The organism is Anoxybacillus amylolyticus, assembly GCF_001634285.1.
In the GTDB taxonomy this organism is placed as follows: Bacteria; Bacillota; Bacilli; order Bacillales; family Anoxybacillaceae; genus Anoxybacteroides; species Anoxybacteroides amylolyticum.
Genome location: NZ_CP015438.1, coordinates 642,596 through 665,000, shown reverse-complemented (window position 1 = coordinate 665,000; position 22,405 = coordinate 642,596). Strand labels below are relative to the sequence as shown.

Annotated in this window: 28 protein-coding genes, 1 tRNA gene and 1 rRNA gene (1 of these 30 only partly in view); 11 read left to right on the top strand and 19 right to left on the bottom strand. The window is 42.6% G+C overall.

Features of this window, described 5'->3' with window-relative positions; translation table 11 throughout:
• Positions 1–504, bottom strand: a 16S ribosomal RNA gene (locus tag GFC30_RS03370); it reaches 1,050 nt to the left of the window's first position.
• Positions 505–1,031: 527 nt separating this feature from the next.
• Between GFC30_RS03370 and GFC30_RS03365 the strand changes: the two genes are divergently transcribed.
• Positions 1,032–1,853, top strand: a complete 822-nt coding sequence (locus GFC30_RS03365; protein WP_066322910.1) for a protein-glutamine gamma-glutamyltransferase — start codon at positions 1,032–1,034, stop codon at positions 1,851–1,853.
• Here GFC30_RS03365 and GFC30_RS03360 read toward each other — a convergent pair.
• Positions 1,830–2,732: a DMT family transporter gene (locus tag GFC30_RS03360; protein WP_066322909.1), complete on the bottom strand. Its 903-nt coding sequence runs from the start codon at positions 2,730–2,732 to the stop codon at positions 1,830–1,832. The two genes, GFC30_RS03365 and GFC30_RS03360, sit on opposite strands and share 24 nt — an antisense overlap.
• Positions 2,733–2,798: 66 nt before the next feature.
• On the opposite strand from GFC30_RS03360, the gene GFC30_RS03355 reads away from it, so the two are divergent.
• Together GFC30_RS03355 and GFC30_RS03350 are read left to right on the top strand one after the other, a co-directional pair.
• Entirely contained in the window at positions 2,799–3,476 is a 678-nt protein-coding gene (locus GFC30_RS03355) for an MgtC/SapB family protein (protein WP_066322908.1), read from the top strand.
• 303 nt (positions 3,477–3,779) lie between these two features.
• Positions 3,780–3,852, top strand: a tRNA-Ala gene (locus tag GFC30_RS03350).
• A 99-nt stretch (positions 3,853–3,951) separates the two neighbouring features.
• On the opposite strand, the gene GFC30_RS03345 is transcribed toward GFC30_RS03350, so the two are convergent.
• The 3 genes from GFC30_RS03345 to GFC30_RS03335 form a co-directional block, all read right to left on the bottom strand.
• Positions 3,952–4,440: a GNAT family N-acetyltransferase gene (locus GFC30_RS03345; protein ID WP_238583537.1), complete on the bottom strand. Its 489-nt coding sequence runs from the start codon at positions 4,438–4,440 to the stop codon at positions 3,952–3,954.
• A gap of 52 nt (positions 4,441–4,492) precedes the next feature.
• On the bottom strand, positions 4,493–6,496 hold the full coding sequence (locus GFC30_RS17310) for an SEC-C metal-binding domain-containing protein (protein WP_158512127.1): 2,004 nt from the start codon (positions 6,494–6,496) through the stop codon (positions 4,493–4,495).
• A gap of 86 nt (positions 6,497–6,582) precedes the next feature.
• On the bottom strand, positions 6,583–6,771 hold the full coding sequence (locus GFC30_RS03335) for an H-type small acid-soluble spore protein (protein WP_066322907.1): 189 nt from the start codon (positions 6,769–6,771) through the stop codon (positions 6,583–6,585).
• A gap of 110 nt (positions 6,772–6,881) precedes the next feature.
• Here GFC30_RS03335 and GFC30_RS03330 point away from each other — a divergent pair, with 110 nt between their 5' ends.
• The gene (locus GFC30_RS03330; RefSeq protein WP_238583536.1) at positions 6,882–7,862 is read left to right on the top strand and encodes a potassium channel family protein; all 981 of its coding nucleotides are present in this window, start codon (positions 6,882–6,884) and stop codon (positions 7,860–7,862) included.
• Here the strand turns inward: GFC30_RS03330 and GFC30_RS03325 are convergent.
• The 3 genes from GFC30_RS03325 to GFC30_RS03315 form a co-directional block, all read right to left on the bottom strand.
• Complete coding sequence (locus GFC30_RS03325) at positions 7,852–8,259, bottom strand: YugN-like family protein (RefSeq protein WP_066322906.1); 408 nt, start codon at positions 8,257–8,259, stop codon at positions 7,852–7,854. The genes GFC30_RS03330 and GFC30_RS03325 overlap by 11 nt on opposite strands.
• 82 nt (positions 8,260–8,341) lie before the next feature.
• Complete coding sequence (locus GFC30_RS03320) at positions 8,342–9,691, bottom strand: glucose-6-phosphate isomerase (protein WP_066322905.1); 1,350 nt, start codon at positions 9,689–9,691, stop codon at positions 8,342–8,344.
• A gap of 361 nt (positions 9,692–10,052) precedes the next feature.
• Positions 10,053–11,216, bottom strand: a complete 1,164-nt coding sequence (locus tag GFC30_RS03315; protein WP_066327072.1) for an iron-containing alcohol dehydrogenase — start codon at positions 11,214–11,216, stop codon at positions 10,053–10,055.
• Between the two features lie 158 nt (positions 11,217–11,374).
• On the opposite strand from GFC30_RS03315, the gene GFC30_RS03310 reads away from it, so the two are divergent.
• Positions 11,375–11,608 (top strand): DUF378 domain-containing protein, encoded by a 234-nt coding sequence (locus GFC30_RS03310; RefSeq protein WP_066322904.1) that lies wholly within the window; start codon positions 11,375–11,377, stop codon positions 11,606–11,608.
• Positions 11,609–11,664: 56 nt separating this feature from the next.
• Here the strand turns inward: GFC30_RS03310 and yugI are convergent, their stop codons facing one another.
• Positions 11,665–12,024: a S1 domain-containing post-transcriptional regulator GSP13 gene (gene yugI, locus GFC30_RS03305; protein ID WP_066322903.1), complete on the bottom strand. Its 360-nt coding sequence runs from the start codon at positions 12,022–12,024 to the stop codon at positions 11,665–11,667.
• 146 nt (positions 12,025–12,170) lie between these two features.
• Between yugI and GFC30_RS03300 the strand changes: the two genes are divergently transcribed.
• Positions 12,171–12,533: a helix-turn-helix domain-containing protein gene (locus GFC30_RS03300; RefSeq protein ID WP_066322902.1), complete on the top strand. Its 363-nt coding sequence runs from the start codon at positions 12,171–12,173 to the stop codon at positions 12,531–12,533.
• 24 nt (positions 12,534–12,557) lie between these two features.
• Here the strand turns inward: GFC30_RS03300 and GFC30_RS03295 are convergent, their stop codons facing one another.
• The 3 genes from GFC30_RS03295 to GFC30_RS03285 form a co-directional block, all read right to left on the bottom strand.
• Positions 12,558–13,727 carry an aminotransferase gene (locus GFC30_RS03295; protein ID WP_066322901.1) on the bottom strand — a complete coding sequence of 390 codons (1,170 nt, stop codon included), beginning with the start codon at positions 13,725–13,727 and terminating at the stop codon, positions 12,558–12,560.
• Positions 13,724–14,224: an Lrp/AsnC family transcriptional regulator gene (locus tag GFC30_RS03290; protein ID WP_066322900.1), complete on the bottom strand. Its 501-nt coding sequence runs from the start codon at positions 14,222–14,224 to the stop codon at positions 13,724–13,726. Before GFC30_RS03290 ends, GFC30_RS03295 begins: the two co-directional genes overlap by 4 nt.
• 69 nt (positions 14,225–14,293) lie before the next feature.
• Entirely contained in the window at positions 14,294–14,551 is a 258-nt protein-coding gene (locus tag GFC30_RS03285) for a DUF1871 family protein (protein WP_066322899.1), read from the bottom strand.
• A gap of 76 nt (positions 14,552–14,627) precedes the next feature.
• Here GFC30_RS03285 and GFC30_RS03280 point away from each other — a divergent pair, with 76 nt between their 5' ends.
• Positions 14,628–15,794 (top strand): MalY/PatB family protein, encoded by a 1,167-nt coding sequence (locus tag GFC30_RS03280; protein WP_066322898.1) that lies wholly within the window; start codon positions 14,628–14,630, stop codon positions 15,792–15,794.
• Positions 15,795–15,812: 18 nt separating this feature from the next.
• Here the strand turns inward: GFC30_RS03280 and GFC30_RS03275 are convergent, their stop codons facing one another.
• The 3 genes from GFC30_RS03275 to kapD form a co-directional block, all read right to left on the bottom strand.
• Positions 15,813–16,331, bottom strand: a complete 519-nt coding sequence (locus tag GFC30_RS03275) for a superoxide dismutase family protein (protein ID WP_066322897.1) — start codon at positions 16,329–16,331, stop codon at positions 15,813–15,815.
• A gap of 62 nt (positions 16,332–16,393) precedes the next feature.
• Positions 16,394–16,597: a hypothetical protein gene (locus GFC30_RS03270; protein WP_066322896.1), complete on the bottom strand. Its 204-nt coding sequence runs from the start codon at positions 16,595–16,597 to the stop codon at positions 16,394–16,396.
• A gap of 87 nt (positions 16,598–16,684) precedes the next feature.
• The gene (kapD, locus tag GFC30_RS03265) at positions 16,685–17,302 is read right to left on the bottom strand and encodes a 3'-5' exonuclease KapD (RefSeq protein ID WP_066322895.1); all 618 of its coding nucleotides are present in this window, start codon (positions 17,300–17,302) and stop codon (positions 16,685–16,687) included.
• Between the two features lie 187 nt (positions 17,303–17,489).
• On the opposite strand from kapD, the gene GFC30_RS03260 reads away from it, so the two are divergent.
• The 3 genes from GFC30_RS03260 (at position 17,490) to GFC30_RS03250 (ending at position 19,646) form a co-directional block, all read left to right on the top strand.
• The gene (locus GFC30_RS03260; RefSeq protein WP_066322894.1) at positions 17,490–17,912 is read left to right on the top strand and encodes a hypothetical protein; all 423 of its coding nucleotides are present in this window, start codon (positions 17,490–17,492) and stop codon (positions 17,910–17,912) included.
• Positions 17,913–17,925: 13 nt separating this feature from the next.
• Positions 17,926–19,251, top strand: a complete 1,326-nt coding sequence (locus tag GFC30_RS03255) for an ArsB/NhaD family transporter (RefSeq protein WP_066322893.1) — start codon at positions 17,926–17,928, stop codon at positions 19,249–19,251.
• A 74-nt stretch (positions 19,252–19,325) separates the two neighbouring features.
• Positions 19,326–19,646 (top strand): YuzC family spore coat inner layer protein, encoded by a 321-nt coding sequence (locus GFC30_RS03250; RefSeq protein WP_066322892.1) that lies wholly within the window; start codon positions 19,326–19,328, stop codon positions 19,644–19,646.
• A 21-nt stretch (positions 19,647–19,667) separates the two neighbouring features.
• On the opposite strand, the gene GFC30_RS17125 is transcribed toward GFC30_RS03250, so the two are convergent.
• From GFC30_RS17125 to GFC30_RS03245, 3 genes are read right to left on the bottom strand one after another with little or no spacing between them, the layout of a single operon-like run.
• Complete coding sequence (locus GFC30_RS17125; protein ID WP_169806988.1) at positions 19,668–19,814, bottom strand: hypothetical protein; 147 nt, start codon at positions 19,812–19,814, stop codon at positions 19,668–19,670.
• Between the two features lie 16 nt (positions 19,815–19,830).
• Positions 19,831–20,001 carry a hypothetical protein gene (locus tag GFC30_RS17040; protein ID WP_158512126.1) on the bottom strand — a complete coding sequence of 57 codons (171 nt, stop codon included), beginning with the start codon at positions 19,999–20,001 and terminating at the stop codon, positions 19,831–19,833.
• 10 nt (positions 20,002–20,011) lie between these two features.
• Positions 20,012–20,650: an RNA-guided endonuclease TnpB family protein gene (locus GFC30_RS03245; RefSeq protein ID WP_084256173.1), complete on the bottom strand. Its 639-nt coding sequence runs from the start codon at positions 20,648–20,650 to the stop codon at positions 20,012–20,014.
• 123 nt (positions 20,651–20,773) lie between these two features.
• Between GFC30_RS03245 and GFC30_RS03240 the strand changes: the two genes are divergently transcribed.
• Positions 20,774–21,364, top strand: coding sequence for a biotin transporter BioY (locus GFC30_RS03240; RefSeq protein ID WP_066322891.1), 591 nt, complete (start codon positions 20,774–20,776; stop codon positions 21,362–21,364).
• A gap of 27 nt (positions 21,365–21,391) precedes the next feature.
• Here the strand turns inward: GFC30_RS03240 and GFC30_RS03235 are convergent, their stop codons facing one another.
• Positions 21,392–22,393, bottom strand: coding sequence for an inorganic phosphate transporter (locus GFC30_RS03235; RefSeq protein ID WP_066322890.1), 1,002 nt, complete (start codon positions 22,391–22,393; stop codon positions 21,392–21,394).
• Between the last annotated feature and the right edge of the window lie 12 nt (positions 22,394–22,405).

Below are 22,405 nucleotides of genomic sequence, written 5' to 3'. Positions count from 1 at the left end.
CTCGTTAGGTACCGTCAAGGTACCGCCAGTTACTGCGGTACTTGTTCTTCCCTAACAACAGAGCTTTACAATCCGAAGACCTTCTTCGCTCACGCGGCGTTGCTCCGTCAGACTTTCGTCCATTGCGGAAGATTCCCTACTGCTGCCTCCCGTAGGAGTCTGGGCCGTGTCTCAGTCCCAGTGTGGCCGATCACCCTCTCAGGTCGGCTACGCATCGTCGCCTTGGTGAGCCGTTACCTCACCAACTAGCTAATGCGCCGCGGGCCCATCCGTAAGTGACAGCTTGCGCCGCCTTTCAACCAAAGACCATGCGGTCTTCGGTGTTATCCGGTATTAGCTCCGGTTTCCCGAAGTTATCCCGGTCTTACGGGCAGGTTGCCCACGTGTTACTCACCCGTCCGCCGCTAACCGAACAGAAGCAAGCTCCTATTCGGTCCGCTCGACTTGCATGTATTAGGCACGCCGCCAGCGTTCGTCCTGAGCCAGGATCAAACTCTCCATAGAAAGTTCTATTCCAAACTCATGTTTTCTCGTTCCTTAAACGAGGACGCTTCGTTTTGTTCAGTTTTCAAAGAACATCGCCTTAAAAGCGGCTTTTTTATCCTACCACAATTAAAAAGCAATTGTCAACTGTTTTTCAGTCACTACATTGTTCAGCAGCGACGTTTAATAATTTACCATGCAGTTTTAAAAAATGCAATATCTTTTTTTATATTTTTTATGCCAACAACATAAATCTTCGTAAAGTAGCATACAAATAATCCATTCAACGGTCAAACGCTCTAACTCTGTTACGTACACATTGCTGTAATAATCCATTTTGGTTAATGTCGCTTTATCGATGTGTATAGGGCTTTTTTAAACATAATTATCAACATGTTATCAACAGAATTAACAATAATTATCCACAAACCATCCCTTCTTCCTTTCGGTGTTTACCATTGTTATTCACATATCGTGGATAACATTATCCTATTTATCCACAAAAACGAGGTCACTTTCTATAAAACTATTGAAAGGAGTGGATAACTATGATTAAAATTCAACACGCTGTTGAGGACGATTCGTTTTTTTCCTCTACCACACTGTCCAAGGAGCAAGAAACGATTTTTCAAGCGTTAGTGAAAGAAAAACAAATGTATTCGTACGAAACTAAACAGCAACTTCAATTCGAACTACTTGTACGTGAACGCATTCTCCAAGCCTCTGTCCAATTAGCCAAAAGCGCTGCCCGCTTTACTATTTTTCAGTTTTCTAGATGCAACGAGCAATATTGGCAGAGAAATCGTTTAGGGGGATTTGAACTAAGGCGAGGGGGTTCCCCTAGTGCTGCAATTAATGATATTTTTGTCAACAGTCAACTATACGCGTTTGAATGCGCAACTGCAATCGTTATTATTTTTTACAAAGCGGTATTGGATACGATAAAACGAGAGATATTCGATGAGTTATTCGACGATCTTTTGCTGTACGATTGGCATACAGACAAAGACTTAAACATTCAAACAAAAAAAGGGGATGATTACATCCCTGGTGACTGCCTTTATTTTAAAAACCCCGATGTAGACCCTTCGATGCCACAATGGCAAGGAGAAAACACTATTTATTTAGGCAATGGGCTTTATTATGGACACGGAATTGGGATTAAATCAAAAGAAGAAGTAATTGCCGCGTTAAATAAACGACGAAAACCAGCAGCAAATCAGTCAGCTTACTTAATGACGCAAACTACACGAATTGATTTTCGCTATTTATCAACTTTTGCCGGTTCTATTGAGCAGTCATCTCTTTCTGTGGAACGAAAGAAAATCATCGTCGGAGCAATCGGTTCATCCACTTTCTTGTACAGATAGAGACGGTTTTCGATTTTCTCCCCATAAGTACGTTCCGATGCCAGTTAAAATTAACGTTCCACCAATCCATTGAAGCGGCTGAATCATTTCATCAAGCAAAAAATAAGCTAAAATAGCCGCTCCTACCGGCTCAAATAAAATGCTCATCGAAATAGTAGTTGCGCTAAGCCACTTCATCGACCAGTTCATCAACGAGTGCCCAAGTAACGTCGAAACGAGCGCTAACAAAATAAAACAAAGCCAGTCTATTTTCCTATACGCAAATAACGGGTAACGAAGGATAAGTGAGTAAATGAGTAGTGTCAACGAACTCACGCTATACACAATATACGTATACGTCATAAGCGACAGTCGTTTTCTTAACTCTTGCCCAACAAGCCAGTACCCTGTTACCATCGCACAAGCAAGCAGCGCCAACACGTCACCAAATAATGCGGCTCCACTCACTCGAAAATCACCCCAACTAATAATAACGCTTCCAAAAATCGCAAGCAAACCACTAAACAATGCACTGACGGTTAATCTTTCTTTAAAGAAGATATAGCCACCAACAAAAGCAAACAACGGCTGGAGCGTAACAAGCACGACAGAACTTGTCACCGACGTATAGTTCAACGATTCAAACCAAAGAATAAAATGACATGCCAATAAAATGCCAGAGACAAAAGAAAACAACCAATCCATTTTCGAAATTTTCCGGTATTCATGCGCGTACGGAAAAACAAACGGGGTCATCAACAAAACGGTAAAAAAGAGCCGATAAAACGCGATTACAGCTGACGGAGCTTGCGCCCATTTTACAAGAATGGCCGACGTCGATACGGCTAATGCTCCGACGGCAATCGCAATATACGGCTTCAATAAATTCGATGATTGCATAACCCACCTCTCACAAAACGTTTTATAATGATTATAGCATTATTTAAAGAAAAAGAGGGGAAAAATATGGATTTTAATCTTTTTGTAAAATTGGGTATTTCTGCAATATTAGGACTTGTTATTGGGCTAGAGAGGGAATTAAAACGAAAGCCCGTAGGATTAAAAACATGTCTTGTCATTTCTATCTCGAGCTGTCTACTAACGATTGTATCGATTGAATCTGCCTATATCTTCCCATTAAAAGACCATATCACGATGGATCCACTTCGTCTAGCAGCCCAAATCGTTTCTGGAATCGGTTTTTTAGGAGCAGGGGTTATTTTACGACGAGGAAATGACAGTGTTTCTGGCTTAACGACCGCAGCGTTGATATGGGGGGCAGCAGGGATCGGAATTGCTGTTGGAGCAGGGTTTTATTGGGAAGCAATCGTCAGCGTTGCCTTATTAATTGTGAGCGTTGAACTTATCCCGTTGCTCACTGCGCTCTTTGGTCCAAAACAGTTAAGGGAAAAAGAGATTTTACTACAACTTACTATTTCTCGCGCTGAAAAGATTGATGATGTCATCGAAGCAATTCGACAGCAAACAATCGCTATTAAAACATTTCACATTAAAGACATTGACGAGAAACACCATTTGCTGAAGTTGAAAGTCGCAGTTTATCAAAAACAGACCGCTACAGACGTATATTACTCAATTCGCAACATCCCTTCGGTTACAAGTGTTGAAATTGAAAATTTATAAAAAATAAAAAAGCCCCTTGCGAGTATATATCGCAAGGGAAACATACTATTCTATGGACAATTTGATCATATCACATTTTGTCGAATTTTGTCTAGATATTTTTTTGAAAATCGACAAAATCCGACTTTTTCGGTCCCCCTTACACTATGATATGTAAGGGAAACACACTATGTCTATGGACGAACGCATATTATCACATTTTGTCGAATTTTATCTAAAATATATAATTCTCATTATAAAATGTTTGCTGTGCTTGTCTTGCAAAATATTTTCAGATAAATATAATAAAATTAAGCTATGTTTGGGGCATTAGCTCAGTTGGGAGAGCGTCGTGCTGGCAGCGCGAAGGTCACCGGTTCGAGCCCGGTATGCTCCATTAAGAAAAACCCTTGCATCGCAAGGGTTTTTCTGTTTGGAATGAGCAGTGGATTAGTTAGCGGTTTCGGTTGCCTTGGAGCTAGAGATAGTAGAAACGTTATTCGATTCGTTTCCCCATGATGATTAAATCTCGTTCCACTCCGTCTAGTTCAGCCACTCGCGGCAAATACCCCCATCTTTCAAATCCGAAAAGGGAAAAAAGTCGCAAACTCGGTTCATTATGCGCGAAAATGAATCCTAATAATGTTTTTATTTCCAAATTTGGACATTCATCGATTGCTTTTTGCAACAACTTCTTTCCAAGCCCTTTTCCGCGTTGCGTCTGTGCAATATAAATGCCGATTTCAGCCGTATAGCGATACGCAGGTCGTCCATAAAAGGAGCGAAAACTTAGCCAAGCGCATACTTGCTCATCTTGTTCGACGACCCATAGCGGTCGCTCCTCCGAATGTTCGAAAAACCATTTTTCCCGACTTTCAACAGACACCGGCTCTAAGTCAGCGGTCACCATTCTTGTTGGAATTGTTTCGTTATATATCTCGACAATCGCTGGCAAATCAGCGCGTGTTGCTATTCGAATGTTCACGTTTTTCTCCCCCCGCTTAGAGAAACGAAACGCAAGCAGTGATTGCGTTTCGTTACTTTTTCCACTGCATGCGGGTCGTTTCCCGCAGCCAATCTAATAGTTCTTTCTCTCGTTGCCATAGATGAATATGAGCTTTTGCATACATGACGGCTTCCGTGTCATCGCCAAAGCTATAAAAGAGCGGGTCCTCTTTTGGCAAGCGCTTCTTTTTCAATAAATAATCAATAACATACGGGTTAGATATAATCGCTTCTTCTAGTAAATCGTCCAGTTCTTCATGCAATCCGTACTTCAAATAGGATACAAGTAAGCGATTATAATCCATCGTCGCTGTCGCTTCATCGTACTGAGTCATCAACTCTTCCGCTTCGTCATATTTTCCAAGTTCAATGTAGGCTGGCAATAATAAATAGCGAATGCCTTGATTATCGTTCGGGTTTAGTTGCAATAGCTGCTCATACTGTTCCACCGCTTTTTCTTTTTCCCCTAACTGCCAAAGGGCTTGTGCGTAATTAGCTTTTGCGCGCATATATGGTCGCGTTTCGACAATCCCCCAAAAATGCCCTTTATTTTCTCGGAAAAATCGTTTGCCGAGGTCTTTTTCCCCAGCAATCATTCCTTGTTTGTAATAATTCGCCGCCGTTTCGAGCGTACCCGATTCATCCCCCAAAATATTGTAGGCATCTGGACTATTTGGGTAGATTGCTAGTGCGCGATGCGCAAGGTCAAGCCGTTTTTTCCGATCCATTTCTTCAAATGCTTGGTACAATAGCTCTTGTGCTTCGTCTTTTGGCGAAAGGGAAGCGATTGGCTTCTTCCCACTTTGTAGCGTTTTTTGAATGTACTTATTTGCTTCTTTAACTGACGAAAAATCTTTTTCTTCAATGACTCGCTCTAATTGCCGCAATTCTCGTTCCATCGCGATTCGGGAATGTTGGGGCGGAAAGAATACAGGCTCATCCTCCCACTCTTCCTCATCCCAATCGTCATCCTCCACATCAAGTTCTTCTAGTTTGTCGTAAACTTGTTGGAGAAAATCCGCAAGCACCTCTTCCATTTCACGATATTTTGCCGATAGACTGCCACTTGATACCCCGTAATGTTCCGCGATGTCTTTTTGCGTCGCTACTTTATACGGGAAAAAGGTTGCTACGATTAAATAGTGAAGCGCTGCTGCGTACAATTCCGGTTTTTTTATTGTTGGATGGACAAGCTCACAATACGTACGCCATAAAACGAGTGCAATGTTTATTAATGGACTTCGCTCATGGATACGTTCCATATTTTCTTTTAAAAGATACGCAGTTTGTCGATGAATCGGTTCGGCCCATTGAAGATCGTCGATTCCAAAATCTTCGGGAAGCGTCGGCATGAAGCATTCATGCAGCAATTCTGGAAACGACGTCGCCAACCATTCGCGAATCGGTTGGTTGATTTGTTTGTGTTTTCTCTGCAACCGCTCCACAAGAAAATCTGCTCTTTCTTTTTCTAGTTCTAGAAGAGAAAGGAAAAACGTGTACGTTGATCCGAGCGATACGAGAAGACCGACAACGACGTTCCCTACCTCGACTGCCTGGCTTTCCTGCAACGTGACGCGCTTTTGTTCCCCTGTAAAAATATCTTCTACGACGATAAGATTTGCTTCACACTCCACTACCCGTGCAAATGACGGAACTTCCTTCGTCCACGAACGTAACAAATTTCGTGTGCTTGCCCGTTTAATTTTCGAACCGCGCGTTTGCACATAGTGTTCCATTACCGTTCTTCCATTCAAGATCGGTGCGCAAAATACTGCCCATTGCGTTACGTATAGCATAAACGTTTCTTGCTCTTCCTCCGCAACAACGGGAAGATGTTGAATGTTCCGAAAGATAAAATCGCTTAACGCATCCCCGTAGTGAGTCAATGCATACTCGAATAATTCTTGCTGTAGTTGAAGCGCTTCTTGCGTAATTACTTCATTCAAAAATACAACATCTTGTTTTTTTTCACAGCAATGCTTATACTTTTTTCCGCTTCCGCATGGGCAAGGGTCATTTCGTCCTACTTTCCCCATTCTTTTCACCTCTCTAGTTGTATTATCATACATTTTAAACAATATTGCTAGAAAACTTTCTTTCGCAATAAAAAAAAACGCCTCTCTCAGGCGTTTCCTTCTGCCAATTCAGCAACTGGCACTTCTCTCTTCTCACGAAGATGACCTTCACGCATATGAATAATAGCTGTTTGCTGTTGTTCATTATAGCTATCAATCCATACAGACACTCGGTGGTAGTGAACAGGAATATCTGTTGGGGATGATACAATTTGTTTCACACGATTCATATCCATTGCAAAATTCCTCCCTCGTTCATCACTCACTAATAGTATGAATAAACGAGGAAAAAAATATGTAAAAAAAGACATACATTTGTTCAAACTATTTCCATAGGAGGTGTACTGTGAAATACGTTTATTTTCGTCTCCCTTTCGTTATGAGGACATTGCTCCTTGGCGGTATGGTAATTGTCGGATTCGGATGGATCATCCATATAATCGAGCCGAACACATTTCATTCCTTTTTGGATGGGATTTGGTGGGCAATTGTCACCGCTGCAACCATTGGTTACGGTGACTTTGTGCCAAAAACATCTATTGGCAAGTTAGTAGCCATTTTGCTCATTTTCGCCGGCACCGGTGTTCTTTCTACTTATTTTGCCGCCCTTTCTGCTGCGGCGGTAACAAAAGAAAATGCATTATTAAAAGGAGAGCTTCCATATACAAAAGAAGGGCATATCGTGATTGTTGGGTGGAATGAGCGGACGCGTGAAATATTGCGACAGCTTACTGAACGGCAGCCGTTCGCTTCTTTCGTTATTATCGATGAAACATTAACTACGCTACCAGTTGCAAGCAAAAACATTCACTTTATCAAAGGAAATGCGTCGCACGATTCGGTTTTACAAAAAGCAAATATTACAAAAGCGAAAATGGCGGTCATTACAGCCGATCCGCATAAGCACGAAACAGACGCTGATATGGCCACTATTTTAACACTCGTAGCAATGAAAGGGGTACATCCTTCCCTTTATATCATTGTGGAAATTTTAACAAAACAACAAGCGATCAATGCAAAGCGAGCAGGTGCGGATGAAATCATCCAAACGAACGCATTAGCAACCTTTTCATTTATTCATACAATCGAATCTCCTGTTTTTTCGACAATGTTGGAACAATTTTTACATATGTCTAAGAAAAACCATTTTCAAATTATCGAAGTACCGGAAGAAATCATTGGACGAACATTTCGTGAAAGTTGTCGAGCGCTAATAGAAGATGGAGTGATTCCGCTCGGAATTTTTCGGGGAGAAGCATCTCTTTTGAATCCTTCCCCCGATATTGTTCTTATGCCACATGATCGCTTGTTTATCGTTAAGCATTAAGCAGCTTGTCTTCTAATTGCTTTACTAGCGTTTGACCGACGGGAATATACTTTTCCGGAAACTGGGCGTCTGGATCTTGCGGCTCGGAAAATTGGTTAAACGATGCCGCAAGATTACCGACATGAACGTTGTCATCAAGCCCAATTTGGTATTGGTGTGAAAGCAAATACGGTCGCCCAAGCTTCACCGTTGTCCCATTCGAATCAAGCTGCCCGTCCACGGCTTCAAACGGGACACGCAAAAATTGGTAACCGTTTTCGTCATCGATTTTGTAGTCAAATGAACCGTGGTCATAGTCCCAGTTTCCCCCAATCACATAGCCGAGCGGCTTCAATTCCGCTTCTAGCTTATATAAACGAAACGTTTTACCTTCTAACGCTGATGGGATTTCAATCATAGCAACTAACCTCCTTTTTTTCGTAGGTTGCCCCAAAATAAACGATATTAAAAGGGCTTCCCTGCACACGGAAGCCCTTTTCTTATTTCAACCGTTTCTCTAACTCCGCTTTCTTCTCTTCATACCCTGGTTTACCGAGGAGCGCAAACATGTTCACTTTGTAAGCCTCCACTCCCGGTTGGTCAAACGGATTAACCCCTAACAAATAACCGCTCATGGCACATGCTTTTTCGAAGAAATAGACAAGATAACCGAACGTATATTCATCTAATGTTGGCAATGTCACGACTAAATTCGGTACGCCGCCGTCTGTATGAGCCAATAACGTTCCCTCAAATGCTTTTGTGTTAACAAAATCAACTGTTTTTCCGGCTAAATAGTTCAGGCCGTCTAAATCGTTTTCTTCCGCTTCGATTGTTAATTCATGGCGCGGTGTTTCGACTTTCAAGACCGTCTCAAATAAATCACGGCGCCCTTCTTGAACATATTGACCGAGCGAGTGAAGGTCGGTGGAGAAGTTTGCCGAAGCAGGGAAAATACCTTTCTGGTCTTTTCCTTCGCTTTCTCCAAATAATTGCTTCCACCACTCCGCAAAATATTGGAGGGCTGGCTCGTAGTTGATAAGCATTTCAATTGTTTTTCCTTTGTTGTATAAAATGTTGCGAACAGCGGCGTATTGATACGCCGGATTTTCCTCAAGCTCTGATTTACTAAAGTCTTCGCGTGCTTGCGCTGCCCCTTTCATCATTGCTTCGATATTCGCGCCGCTCACCGCAATCGGAAGCAAGCCAACCGCCGTCAACACCGAGTAACGTCCGCCAACATCGTCTGGAATAATAAACGTTTCATATCCTTCCTCAGTCGCAAGCGTCTTTAACGCACCGCGTGTACGATCGGTTGTTGCATAAATACGTTTGCGCGCTCCCTCTTTTCCATATTTTTCTTCAAGCAATTTACGGAAAATACGAAACGCAATTGCTGGCTCGGTCGTTGTACCCGATTTCGAAATGACGTTAATAGAGAAATCTTTTCCTTCTAATAAATCCATGACGTCTTTCATGTATGTTGAGCTAATATTGTTGCCGACGAAAATGACTTGTGGCGTGCGACGTTTTTCTTTCGGCAATGCATTATAAAACGAATGATGCAACATTTCAATCGCTGCTCGCGCCCCTAAATAAGAGCCACCAATGCCAATCACAAGCAGTACGTCCGAGTCTTGTTGAATTTTTTCCGCTGCTTGCTGAATGCGGGAAAATTCTTCGCGGTCATATGCTATCGGGAGATCCATCCAACCTAAAAAATCGTTTCCGGCTCCTGTTTTTTCATGCAACGAATGATGCGCTACTTTTACTGCATCGCGTAAATATGTAAGCTCATGTTCTCCAAAGAACGATAATGCTTTGGAATAATCAAATCGAATATGTGTCATATCGTTTCCTCCACAAAAAAGTTTTACCTTCTTACACTTTAGCGAAACAAATGGAGATAATCAAGGCGACTGAGAATTTGAAAACGGATTCATTTTGACATTTTTCTAAAAATAAAAGGAGCTATTCGCTCCTTTCAAAGTGTTGAAAAAGTGGGGCGTCAAGAAAAAGTTCACGAAAGATATGGACTTTTTCTTTTCTTTAGATTGTCGAATCTTTTGAATATCCTAATTTAAGGAAGAAAAATGCACAAATCTGCAGCCCCTTATCCATTTTCTCTACCTAAAATATACAATTGAAAAACGATTTTGTCCTTGACAAAATCGTTTTTCAACAGTCTGAAAGGAGCTATTCGCTCCTTTCTCATAGGGATGCACGGTAAATTGCTAATACGTCTTCGCGCGTTAATTTTTTAAAATTGCCGAATTCACCAAACACCATCGCTTTGTCGGCCATTGTTTCTATATGCTCCTCTCCAATACCATAATCCGCTAAACGGCATGGAGCACCAATACTCGACCAAAATTCGCGCAACTTCTCAATTCCCTCTAAAGCAATTTCGCGATCTGTTTTTCCAGCCGGATCAACATTAAATACACGAATCGCTAATTGTTTAAACCGTGCGACATTTTCATCAACCACGTGCTTCATCCAATTCGGGAATAAAATCGCTAACCCCCCGCCGTGCGGGATATCGTATACAGCAGATACAGCATGTTCAATGTTATGCGTCGCCCAATCGCCGCGCACGCCCATTTGTAAAATCCCGTTTAATGCCATCGTTCCACAATATAAAACCGTTTCCCGCAATTCATAGTTTTCTAAGTCATTCACAAGCTTTGGCGCTGTTTCGATGACCGTTTTTAATACAGCTTCACACATACGGTCCTGCAGCGGTGTATTCGGAACGTGATGGAAATATTGCTCAAACACATGTGACATGATGTCCACCATTCCGTAAACGGTATGTTCTTTTGGAACCGTCAACGTATACGTCGGATCTAAAATCGAAAATTGCGGGAAAGTTACAGGGCTTCCCCACCCGTACTTTTCTTTTGTTTCCCAATTGGTAATCACAGAACCTGCATTCATTTCCGAGCCAGTCGCTGCTAGTGTTAACACTGTGCCGAATGGAAGCGCTTCAGTAACCGCCGCTTTTTTTGCAATGAAATCCCATGGGTCGCCGTCGTATTTCGCTCCGGCAGCGATTGCTTTCGTGCAGTCAATGACGCTTCCTCCACCAACAGCCAATAAGAAATCAATGTTCTCTTTTCGGCAAAGGTCGATTCCTTTTTGAACGGTAGAAAGGCGGGGATTCGGTTCTACACCAGAAAGTTCAAATACTTCGGCACCAATTTCATGGAAAATAGTATGCACTTCATCGTACAGCCCGTTCCGCTTAATGCTTCCGCCGCCATACACTAACAAAACACGCGTTCCATACCGTGGCACTTCTGTTTTCAACTGCTCGAGTTGTCCTTTTCCAAAGATTAATTTCGTTGGGTTTCGAAACACAAAGTTTTGCATAAGCTTACCTCCTTCAACCATCATAAAAAACACTTTTATTATCGTTCTTTTTTCGCCTTCCTGTAAAGAAATTTGCTTTTCTTGCAAATGATGCATATTTTCCCGTGAACCATACACACTATAAACGAACCATTTAAATTTTAAGGGAGGAATCCTAAATGAGTGCACTTCAACGTATTGCACTACTTTTTACGATTATCGGTGCGATTAACTGGGGCTTAATTGGCTTCTTTCAATTCGATTTAGTAGCCGCTATTTTCGGCGGACAAAACTCGATGATTTCCCGCATTATTTACGGAATCGTCGGCATTGCTGGACTAATCAACCTCGCGCTTTTATTTAAACCAGCAGCAGAACTTGGACGCACCGAACCAAAAGTATCACGGACATAAACGAAGAAAAGCGGAGACGACTCGTAAAAAACACTCACCAATTGGTGAGTGTTTTTTTATTCATCCTGCGATTGTTCGACCCATTCTTTTAGTTTTTCTTTTAATATATGAAAGCCGCCCGCTGTTTCGGGAAGCTCTTTTGCTTTTGGTTGACGTAATTTGTCCGAAGCTGGTATTTCCTTTACTGATCTTATCGACAAACTCGCCCGCTTTGCTTTTTCATCAATGGAAAGGATTTTAACCATGACTTCGTCTCCCACCTTCAAAAAATCATGAATATCTTTGACAAACTGATGAGAAACTTCTGAAATATGCACAAGCCCTTGAATATCGTCGCTAATCGCAACAAAGGCGCCATACGGCTGAATCCCGGTCACCGTTCCTTTCACAATGCTACCTACCGCTAACTTCGACAAAGAAAACACTCCTATTTCTCAAATTGCTTTTATTATACCATTATGCATAAAGTGAAGCAAAAATTATCGCAAAACTGAAACGAAAATCCCTGTACCGGGCATAAAACATGGTATGATGGAGATATAGAAAAGAGGAGGGGAATTTTATGAGTACAGTTGGTGAAAATATTAAAATGTATCGCGAACAACGAAAAATGAGCCATCAAGAACTAGCATTAAAAGTGCGTGTCGGAACTGCTACGATTCAAAAATATGAGTCAGGCGAGCAAATCCCTGATACGCAAACGATTTTAAAACTGTGCACCGCCCTTGACGTTCCAGCTTCTGAGTTAATGGAACGGGAAATGTATAACTCGTCTGGCATGGATCCAGAAATTGAACATCTCGTCAAAGAAATAGGTGTCAAACGAGCAAAACTGATTTTACGCAAAGCAAAAGAGTTCAGCGAAGAAGATTTTTTACGCGTTATGCAAATGCTTTATGAAATTAAATACGGAAAAGATGCATAATTCCGCCGCATTTGCGGCGGAATTTTATAGTCGTGATAAAAACCGTTTCATTCGTTTTATCGCTTCTTGTAACTGTTCGAGCGAGGAAGCATAGGAACAACGCACATAACCTTCTCCACTGGCACCAAACACACTCCCAGGCACCACCGCTACTTTTTCCTCCAGTAACAATCGCTCTGCGAATTGCTCGGACGCCATTCCCGTAGAAGCAATCGATGGAAACGCATAAAACGCGCCACCTGGCAAATGACAATGCAAACCAATGTCGTTTAATGACTGAACAAAATAATTGCGGCGGCGGCGATAGCTTTTACGCATTTCGTCTACATCGTGTTCCCCGTTTTTTAATGCCTCGATCGCCCCATACTGAGCCATTGTTGGCGCACACATCATCGTATATTGATGAATTTTTAACATCGCTTGCAATACCTCTTCCGGTGCAGCGACAAACCCTAGCCGCCAGCCGGTCATCGCAAATCCTTTCGAAAACCCGGACACTAAAATCGTCCGCTCCCGCATACCTTCGACCGCCGGAAAGCTCGTATACGGTTCGTCATACGTTAACTCGGCATAAATTTCATCTGAAATGACGAGCAAATCGTATTTTTCGACGAGGCGAGCAATCGCTGCCAAATCCTCCTGGTTTAATACCGTTCCCGTTGGATTGTTTGGAGAGCAAAGAATTAACGCTTTTGTTCTCGAACTAACAACCTCTTCAATTTGTTGCGGTCGTAACTTAAACTGGTCAGCACCGTTTGTCCGAACCGATATAGGCACTCCTCCGGCTAATGCAACAAGCGGCCCGTACGACACGAAACTCGGCTCCACCACGATCACTTCATCGCCTGGATTCACGATTGCCCTTAGCGCCAAATCGAGCGCTTGGCTTGCCCCGACCGTTACTAACACTTCACCTTCTGGGCGGTAGAACAACCCAAATTTCCGCGACAAATAGGAAGAAATTTCTTGGCGAAGCTCTAATAATCCTGCATTTGCCGTATACGATGTATACCCTTGCTCAAGCGACAAAATACATGCTTCGCGAACACTCCATGCTGTCACAAAATCCGGCTCTCCCACTCCGAGCGAAATGACGCCTTCCATGCTTGCCGCTAAATCAAAAAAACGACGAATCCCTGACGGCTTTAGACGACTAACCGTTTCTGAAACGTACGTTTTCGTTGCCCGTGTCATGGTGCCACCACGATGCGGCGATCTTGGTCTCCTTGGTCAAACACGGTGCCGTCATGCTTATATTTTTTCAAAATAAAATGCGTCGTCGTCGAAATAACTGAATCAAGCGTGGACAGCTTTTCTGACACAAAATGAGCAACTTCTGCCATCGAGCGCCCCTCGATAACGACCGATAAGTCGTATGCTCCTGACATTAAGTAAACTGATTTCACTTCCGGAAAGCGATAAATGCGCTCTGCCACTTCATCAAAACCGACTCCTCGTTTCGGTGTCACTTTCACATCAATCATTGCGGTTACTCCTTCATGACCGTCAATTTTGCGCCAATCGACAATGGTGGCGTATTGCACAATCACTTTTGTTTCCTCCAGTTTTTTCAAAATGGACTCTGCTTCTTCGACCGTTAGCGCCGTCATTTTTGCAAGTGTGTCGAGCGGTATTCGCGCATTCTTCTCGACGATTTCGACGATTTCTAGCTCTTTTTCTGTTAACTTCATCGTCAATCCCTCCCTTTTTAGAATTTTCGCATAATTATATTAAATTTGCACGTAAAAAATTTCGTTTTTTTACAATGTGCATTCTGAGTCTGCTTTCATCATCAATAGCTCGTGCGCCAATGCTATGCATTTAGCAAGAGGAATTTTTTGTTCAAACGCGAATTCATAAATAGCTTGGATTTTTCGGGCAAGCTTTTCGACATCCTCATACTCATAGACAGCTCGAACAACGTCAGCTGCCTCTATTTCGTAGACATCTATGCTATAACCAAATGGATTCCATTGTTGAACGATAGCAAGCAACGAGCGGTTTAAATGTTGATTCATATTCGTTCCTGCCTTTCATAAAAAGAATATGCCAACATTATACGTCATGAGGGAAAATAAAGAAAGGAGATTGGCTATGTATTCATTTGACCATCCTATCGAACGACGTCATACCCATTCAGTGAAATGGGACGAAACAGAGCGATTTTTCGGGGTACGTGATGTGCTGCCGATGTGGGTTGCTGATATGGACTTTCCTGCACCGCCTGCCGTCATTGAGGCGATTACAAAGCGTACAGAACACGGAATTTTTGGCTATACCGCCATTCCATATTCGTTGAAAGAAGCCATTAGCGACTGGCTAAAAATACGCCACCGATGGGCGATACGTCCAGAATGGATGTCGTTTTCTATCGGCGTCGTTCCTGCCATCGCCACGGCTATTACAGCATTTACAGCACCTAATGACCGGATCGTCGTTTTTTCTCCTGTCTATCCACCACTATTTCAGCTAGTTGAAAAAAACGAGCGAGAGCTTGTAACAAGTCCGCTCCTATTAACAGAAAAAGGATATGAGATCAATTGGGAAGATGTACAAGAAAAACTACAAGAGGCAAAAATGCTGTTGCTCTGCAGCCCACATAACCCAAGCGGACGGGTTTGGACGAAAGAAGAACTGATAAAGCTAGGGACACTTTGCGTCGAAAACAACGTTCTCGTCGTCAGCGACGAAATTCATGCTGATTTAACGTTGCCGCCGTTCCAACATACGCCGTTCGCTTCCATCAATGAGGCATTCGCTGACATTAGCATCACATGCGTCGCACCGACAAAAACGTTTAATTTAGCAGGGCTGCAATGTGCAAGCATCCTTATTCCGAATAACCAACGAAAAAAGCAGTTTGACGCCGCCCAACAGCGCCAAGGCTTTTTCACGTTAAATACGTTTGCTGTCATCGGTGCAGAAGCCGCTTATCGACATGGTAGCGATTGGCTCGATGCGCTGCTTTCGTACATCCAACAAAATATCGAGCAGACGTGCGCATTTTTTTACACTTCTTTTCCAAAATTACACCCAATTCGCCCAGAAGCAACATACCTTGTTTGGATTGATTGCCGAGAACTTGGCATGGAAGAACAACAACTAAAACAACGGCTTCTTCAGAAAGGGAAAATCGCCGTGGAAATGGGCAGCAAATTTGGCAAAGAAGGTACAGGGTTTATTCGGCTAAACGTCGCCTGTACGCGACAAACACTACAAGAAGCATTTCGCCGGTTAACGATTGCTTTCAACGAATGCTAAAAAGCTAGCCGTTTCTGGCTAGCTTTTTTTAATCTCCCCACACGCAATGCGGCCACCTGCATCCCCTGCTGGCTGTGTCATGCCGTCATCTTTGCCCGCATGAATGACTAATGCGGTACCTTCTTTCGTTAACAATGTGCCTTTTCCTTCTTTCAATGTCACTTGCGGCGCAAAAAGCTCTGTCCTTACCGTTCCGTCTTCTTTCACAATCAAATTCGGTAAATCACCTGCGTGAGCCCCTTCCGGATGCAATAGACCATGTTTTTTTCCTTCTGGATTATAATGATTTCCTGCTGATTGAAAATCTGGTTTTTTACACATTCCTTTCTCATGAATGTGAATCGCATGCTCTCCCGGCGGCAATCCTTCTAAGTCCAAGGAAATTTTTACCCCCTTTGGCTGCTCCGACAATTTCGCAGTTCCTAATACATCTCCCGCGCTATTCACCATTTTTACATTTATTTCGGTTGGATTCCCTTCTTGGCAGCCACTGATTAGCGTGATTGCCACCGCTAATACACCTACTTTTCGAAACATAAAATCCCCTTTCGCAACACATTTTTTCTTCAGTATTGCCAAAAGAGGACTTGTACAAACTACTATTGTTTATCTTGAATCACATTTTCTTTCCGCAACCGTTCTTCAAACTGTTTTGCTTTTTCTTCTTGGCGTTTCGAAATTTTCATAATAAGCCGCATTGTTAAAATCGCTGCAATTAAAAAAAGCGTGCATGTAATCGCTGCGGGAATGTATTCTCTCTTATCTTCCGGAAAGTATAAAAACAACCCCAATAAATACGTCATCGCTCCATCAACCTTTCCGCGTTCATTTTCCCGTTCATTATACCAAAAACAAATATGCCAAACCAGCAGACTGTATGGTTTGGCTTGTTATAATGCAAATTTTTTTAGCAATTGACTAAAATCAATTCGCTCGCCAAGCGTCGGCTGCGATGGTCTCGCTAAATATGTTTTATCTTTCTCCACTAGCTTAAAAATATTATATGTCGTAAACGCATCGTCAAGCGCACAATGTGGTTTGCCTACCCCTTCTTTTCCATATTCCTGAACCGCTTGGCGCAATCCCGGCTGGTTCCGCTCGCCGAAAAACATTTTATACTCCATCGCTAAATCTCGCTGCTCCCCAGTGAACGGAAATGGAAGGTTCGATCGGGCACAATTATGCTTTAACACTTTCATATCCATACTTCCCCATGTAATCACCGTCGGGCGAAGGGCATCGTATTGTTTTAACCGTTCCACAAGTTCTGCTAACGAAATACCTTCGTCAATTTGGGCTTGCGTAATTTTCAAGAAACTTTTGCACCGCTCTGTTAATACCGGAAACGAAGTAGGTTTCACATAGGAAGAAAATTGTTCGCATACTTCATTCCCAGCAACAACGACAAGACCAACCTCAATAATTTCTGGGAAAAATCCCCTTGGGGTTGTTTTATTTTCTGGCATCGTAAACTCAAAATCGAGAAATACATACGGACGCTCTTGCATCGAAAGCCTCCTTCCGCTTACATTGGACACGGACATCTTTTTTTCCATTATATCACGAGATGCCATGGTTTCACTTATTTTTTTCAGAAAATACAAAAAAATAATCTTTAAAATGGTTTTGAGCACACACCATAAAGACGATATAATAAACTTGGTAACACTCCATCAGCAAAGGGGGAAATGAAGATTGAAAAACGTAGTTATTCATAAGATTGTTACATTCATTTGCACAGAAGAACAATTAAAAGCGTTTTGGGAAAAGAGAAAAACGGGAGTCCCATTTGCTTCTTTAACAAATGAACAGTATATGAAATTGGCAGAAGAAATGCTTTCCCACGCTTCTCATAGCCAACTACAGCAGCACTTAATCGATAGTGGTTGGCGTTCGAAAGAAGATGCGGAAGGACTCGTTCTTGCGGAAGATGACACGCGGGAACATATCCACGTTGAAATTGTCGACACCTCAGTTCCAAAGCGACCATCAAACAAGCTATTTATTGATCGCCTCACGGAATTCACTTGTGCGAGCTGCCAATTTTCTTTTTACATAAAAGAATTGAAAGCCCCTGCAAGCATTAATTGTCCATCTTGCGGCACAACGATTCAATAAGGAGGAGAAACCGTTGCACGAAACAGTAACAACCGTGTCAAACGTGCAATATTATTTAGCGATTGCCATTTTTTTAGCAACGTATGCAATCATTATTTCAGAAAAAATAAACCGTGCGGTCATTGCTTTACTCGGAGCAGCAGGGATGGTCATTTTCGGAATTGTTGATTTGCATAAAGCGTTTACTCATCATATCGAATGGGGAACGATTACGCTTTTAATCGGGATGATGATTCTCGTTCATGTTACAAGTAAATCGGGATTTTTCCAATATGTCGCCATCAAAGCGGCAAAAGCAGCAAAAGGGCAGCCGCTGCGCATTTTAATCATTTTATCATTGTTAACTGCTGTTTTGTCCGCGTTTCTCGATAACGTCACAACCGTTCTTTTAATCGTTCCCGTTACGTTTTCGATTACGCGTATTTTACACGTCAATCCAGTACCTTATTTACTTTCAGAGGTGCTATTTTCCAATATCGGTGGAACAGCGACGTTAATTGGTGACCCGCCGAACATTATGATCGGGTCGGCGAATAAACATTTAGATTTTAACGACTTTTTAATTAACTTAACTCCGATCGTTATTGTGATTATGCTAGTGACAGCAGCGATTATTGCGCTTATTTATCGCCGTCATTTAACATCGGATGCAAAGCTCATTGAACAGCTCATGAGCTTGAATGAAAGGGACTACATTAAAGATCCATTGCTATTAAAAAAATCAGTGTCCGTTTTATCGTTAACGATTTTAGGGTTTATTCTTCACTCCGTCATCCATGTCGATGCCGCTGTCATCGCTATCACCGGTGCTACCATTCTTATGGTTATCGGCGTACACGAACATGAGGTAGAAGACGTGTTTGCTTCCGTCGAGTGGGTTACGATTTTCTTCTTTGCGGGGCTGTTTACACTCGTCGGCGGACTTGTCGATATCGGCTTAATGAAAAGCTTAGCAGAAAAAGCATTGGACGTCACAGGTGATAATATTTCTGTCGCTTCCTATTTTATTCTTTGGGTGTCTGGCATTGCGTCAGCAACCATTGATAACATTCCGTTCGTGGCAACAATGATCCCGCTTATTAAAGAGATGGCAGTAGGTATGGGACTATCACCAGACTCACCGCAAATTGATGTGCTATGGTGGGCGTTGGCGCTTGGTGCGTGTTTGGGAGGAAACGGAACGTTAATTGGTGCTTCTGCGAATGTCATCGTTGCCGGCCTTGCGTCGCGCGAAGGACATGGTTTTAGCTATATGGACTTTTTGAAAATCGGCGCACCATTAACGCTAGTCGCGTTGTTATTGTCTCACTTCTATTTGTTTTTCCGCTATTTAATGTAAAAGAGCGAGCTAAAATTGGCTCGCTCTTTTTGTTTTTTACATATAGTGATACAAAACGCATAAGGAGGATCAAGATGTTTCCGTATGATTTTCGCCAATACCCTCCCGTTGACCCAACCTTGTTTAGCCAATCAGCGACGACCGCGCAATTGTTAATGAAAGATGCAAGTTCCATTTTATCCAAATTCTCCCAGTCCAAGTCGTTCGCTATGACAATTATGTCGCTCGCCCAACAAGGGAAAACAAAGCAAGTGCAGCAAATGGTTCAATCGTTAGGCATTCGTTCGAAAGTCGATATTTATTTTAATCCCGATGGCATTCGTTTGACATTGTCCCCTTCCTCTGCCGGAGGATGCTGCCAATTAGTAATTGGACTGCGCTGGAATATTTTTTAGCTGTTTGGTGCACCAAACAGCTTATTTTTCTTGGAATTGTTTGTTCCCGACTTCTCTTACATCACGCAAATCGTAATCTTTTTTTCGGTTACTGACATGCACAAAATCTTCCTTCGCCCCAAATTCATTTGCGCGTGCGGTGTCCTTTTTCCAGTTTTTCTGCTCCATGGTATCCCTCCCGTAATTATTTTCCCTCATCAATAGAACGGTATTCAGAAACTGCTACTAAAAATATAGACAAACCTATATTTTTAGAGTGTTCCTGCTTCAACGAACCCGACCTCGCCAAAAGGCTACTATCGTTTGCATGGCTCTCCACAGGCGTTAATTCCCGACTAGCCATCGGTACATCCATACCGTCCTCGTTACGTGAGAACGATATAGTCTGTTGCACGTAAAAGGGATGTTGCCGCATGAAGGTCTCTATCCATCGTATGACCACAACCATCGCAAACATATATCCGATCCGATAACTGGAGGTCTTTTTTCATATGCCCGCAACGAGAACACATTTTCGACGATGGATAAAATCGACTGACTTGTCTTACTTCCATGCCATATTTTTTGCATTTATGAATGAGCCATGTTTGAAACGTATAAAAACATTGTTCTGCAATGGATCTAGCCAAATGACGGTTTTTCATCATCCCTTTGACGTTCAAGTTCTCGATGACGACGTATCGTGGCTTGGTTCTCACCACTTCATTCGCTACAAATTTCACGTACTCCAAGCGAATATTCGCCAATCGAGCATGGAGCTTTTGCACCCTAAAAATATTTTTGTCTATATTCGCTCCTCTTTTCGTAGCAGGCTTTTCACCTCTCTTCTTTAGATTTTCGTATTTGCGAGATAAGGAGCGTTGTTCTCGCTTTAATTTCTTTTTCAACTTCCTCACTTTTGGGTTTCGGTAAGCTTTCAATACGCCTTCGTTATCCCATCTTTGTAGCGTTTTTACCGACACATGTAACATTTCTGCAAATTCTTTTGGTTTATAGTGTTTCATGTCTATATTTTATCATATTTAAACACTTTTGTATATTTTAAAAATTACTGTTTTCGTCCTCCTTGACATCCCTAGCATTGTTCGGTACGATTCTGTTAACTATGAAAAAAAGGGGGTTTACATATGCGGTTGCGTACGTTTGACATAACGCTTGTTAGCGTATTTGTCGCGTTGATGGCAATTGGGGCGAACATTACCTCTTGGGCGCCGTTTTTAGTGGTTGGCGGCGTGCCGATTACATTACAAACTTTTTTCTGCGTGTTAGCTGGCGCGATATTAGGACGCCGTCTCGGGGCGCTCGCAATGTTTGTCTATATGCTCGTTGGACTTGTCGGCGCGCCTGTTTTCGCGAAATTTTCCGGCGGTTTTGGCATGATTGCCGGCCCGACATTTGGCTTTATCGTTTCTTTTATTTTTGCTGCTTACGTTACCGGCTGGATGATCGAAAAGGGAGGCGACCACCCATCACTTGCTCGCTTTATTATTGCATCATTAGCTGGTATGGTTGTTAACTACGTGGTAGGCACGAACTGGATGTATATGGTGCTTAAATATTGGGCGGAAGCTCCAAAAGGATTTTCTTATCGTGTCGCTTGGAGCTGGATGCTTGTGCCGCTGCCAAAAGACATTATTTTATCTATTATTGCTGGAATGATTGCGCCCCGCTTTTACCAAACGATTCGCAAATCGGTGGCTTCCAAGTATGTGGCATAAAAAAGTGCATGCCGAGGCATGCACTTTTTATATAAACAATAATTTAAATAGCTGATAAGTAAACCCTGCAATAAGCGCAGAAACCGGCAAGGTAATAATCCATGTAATGACGATGCGTTGAGCAACTCCCCATTTGACGCCTCTGACACGCTGTGCTGCGCCGACGCCCATAACGGAAGAAGAAGCAACGTGCGTCGTACTAACAGGCAGCTGGAATGTCGTCGCCGCAAAAATAACGAGCGCAGAAGATAAATCGGCTGCCGCTCCGTTGACCGGACGAATTTTCATAATTTTTCCGCCAACCGTTTTAATAATTTTCCAACCACCGACCGATGTTCCAATCCCCATCGCAATCGCCGCTGACAGACGCACCCACTCTGGGATTTCCGTCGATGTATGATAATTCCCAGCGATTAACGCCATTGTAATAATCCCCATCGCTTTTTGTGCATCGTTCGTCCCGTGCGTGTACGCTTGCATCGCAGCTGTCACTACTTGGAACAAGCGGAACCCTTTTGTTGTTCTCGACAAATTCGCATTTTTAAAGACCATACGAAACAAGCTCATGACGACAAACCCGACGCCAAACGCTAAAAATGGAGAAACAACAAGCGATTCTAAAATTTTTGTGAATCCCGCGTAGTTTAAAATACCAAATCCACCGGCAGAAACCGCTGCCCCAGCAACAGAACCAATCAACGCATGAGATGAACTACTTGGAATTCCGTAATACCATGTAATTAAGTTCCAAGCAATCGCCGCCGTTAGCGCTGCTAAAATGACAATCCCTCCATTTTCTAATGAGAAGGGATCGACGATGTCTTTTGTAATCGTTTTTGCTACTCCGGTAAACGTCAGCGCCCCAAGCAAGTTCATTGTGGCCGCCAAAATAATAGCTTGGCGTGGAGTTAACGCCCTTGTCGAAACAGATGTCGCAATCGCATTTGCTGTGTCGTGAAAGCCGTTAATAAAGTCAAACGCTAACGCAAAAATCACCACTAAAACCGTTAGTATAAACACCGTATCCATTACAAATTCCCC

Bases quoted from the DNA above. Each gene is read 5' to 3' on its own strand.
- GFC30_RS03365 (WP_066322910.1), top strand. From the start codon at position 1,032: ATGATTAAAATTCAACACGCTGTTGAGGACGATTCGTTTTTTTCCTCT.
- GFC30_RS03360 (WP_066322909.1), bottom strand. From the start codon at position 2,732: ATGCAATCATCGAATTTATTGAAGCCGTATATTGCGATTGCCGTCGGA.
- GFC30_RS03355 (WP_066322908.1), top strand. From the start codon at position 2,799: ATGGATTTTAATCTTTTTGTAAAATTGGGTATTTCTGCAATATTAGGA.
- GFC30_RS17310 (WP_158512127.1), bottom strand. From the start codon at position 6,496: ATGGGGAAAGTAGGACGAAATGACCCTTGCCCATGCGGAAGCGGAAAA.
- GFC30_RS03335 (WP_066322907.1), bottom strand. From the start codon at position 6,771: ATGGATATGAATCGTGTGAAACAAATTGTATCATCCCCAACAGATATT.
- GFC30_RS03325 (WP_066322906.1), bottom strand. From the start codon at position 8,259: ATGATTGAAATCCCATCAGCGTTAGAAGGTAAAACGTTTCGTTTATAT.
- GFC30_RS03320 (WP_066322905.1), bottom strand. From the start codon at position 9,691: ATGACACATATTCGATTTGATTATTCCAAAGCATTATCGTTCTTTGGA.
- GFC30_RS03315 (WP_066327072.1), bottom strand. From the start codon at position 11,216: ATGCAAAACTTTGTGTTTCGAAACCCAACGAAATTAATCTTTGGAAAA.
- GFC30_RS03310 (WP_066322904.1), top strand. From the start codon at position 11,375: ATGAGTGCACTTCAACGTATTGCACTACTTTTTACGATTATCGGTGCG.
- GFC30_RS03300 (WP_066322902.1), top strand. From the start codon at position 12,171: ATGAGTACAGTTGGTGAAAATATTAAAATGTATCGCGAACAACGAAAA.
- GFC30_RS03295 (WP_066322901.1), bottom strand. From the start codon at position 13,727: ATGACACGGGCAACGAAAACGTACGTTTCAGAAACGGTTAGTCGTCTA.
- GFC30_RS03290 (WP_066322900.1), bottom strand. From the start codon at position 14,224: ATGAAGTTAACAGAAAAAGAGCTAGAAATCGTCGAAATCGTCGAGAAG.
- GFC30_RS03285 (WP_066322899.1), bottom strand. From the start codon at position 14,551: ATGAATCAACATTTAAACCGCTCGTTGCTTGCTATCGTTCAACAATGG.
- GFC30_RS03280 (WP_066322898.1), top strand. From the start codon at position 14,628: ATGTATTCATTTGACCATCCTATCGAACGACGTCATACCCATTCAGTG.
- GFC30_RS03275 (WP_066322897.1), bottom strand. From the start codon at position 16,331: ATGTTTCGAAAAGTAGGTGTATTAGCGGTGGCAATCACGCTAATCAGT.
- GFC30_RS03270 (WP_066322896.1), bottom strand. From the start codon at position 16,597: ATGACGTATTTATTGGGGTTGTTTTTATACTTTCCGGAAGATAAGAGA.
- kapD (WP_066322895.1), bottom strand. From the start codon at position 17,302: ATGCAAGAGCGTCCGTATGTATTTCTCGATTTTGAGTTTACGATGCCA.
- GFC30_RS03250 (WP_066322892.1), top strand. From the start codon at position 19,326: ATGTTTCCGTATGATTTTCGCCAATACCCTCCCGTTGACCCAACCTTG.
- GFC30_RS17125 (WP_169806988.1), bottom strand. From the start codon at position 19,814: ATGGAGCAGAAAAACTGGAAAAAGGACACCGCACGCGCAAATGAATTT.
- GFC30_RS17040 (WP_158512126.1), bottom strand. From the start codon at position 20,001: ATGGATGTACCGATGGCTAGTCGGGAATTAACGCCTGTGGAGAGCCAT.
- GFC30_RS03245 (WP_084256173.1), bottom strand. From the start codon at position 20,650: ATGAAACACTATAAACCAAAAGAATTTGCAGAAATGTTACATGTGTCG.
- GFC30_RS03240 (WP_066322891.1), top strand. From the start codon at position 20,774: ATGCGGTTGCGTACGTTTGACATAACGCTTGTTAGCGTATTTGTCGCG.
- GFC30_RS03235 (WP_066322890.1), bottom strand. From the start codon at position 22,393: ATGGATACGGTGTTTATACTAACGGTTTTAGTGGTGATTTTTGCGTTA.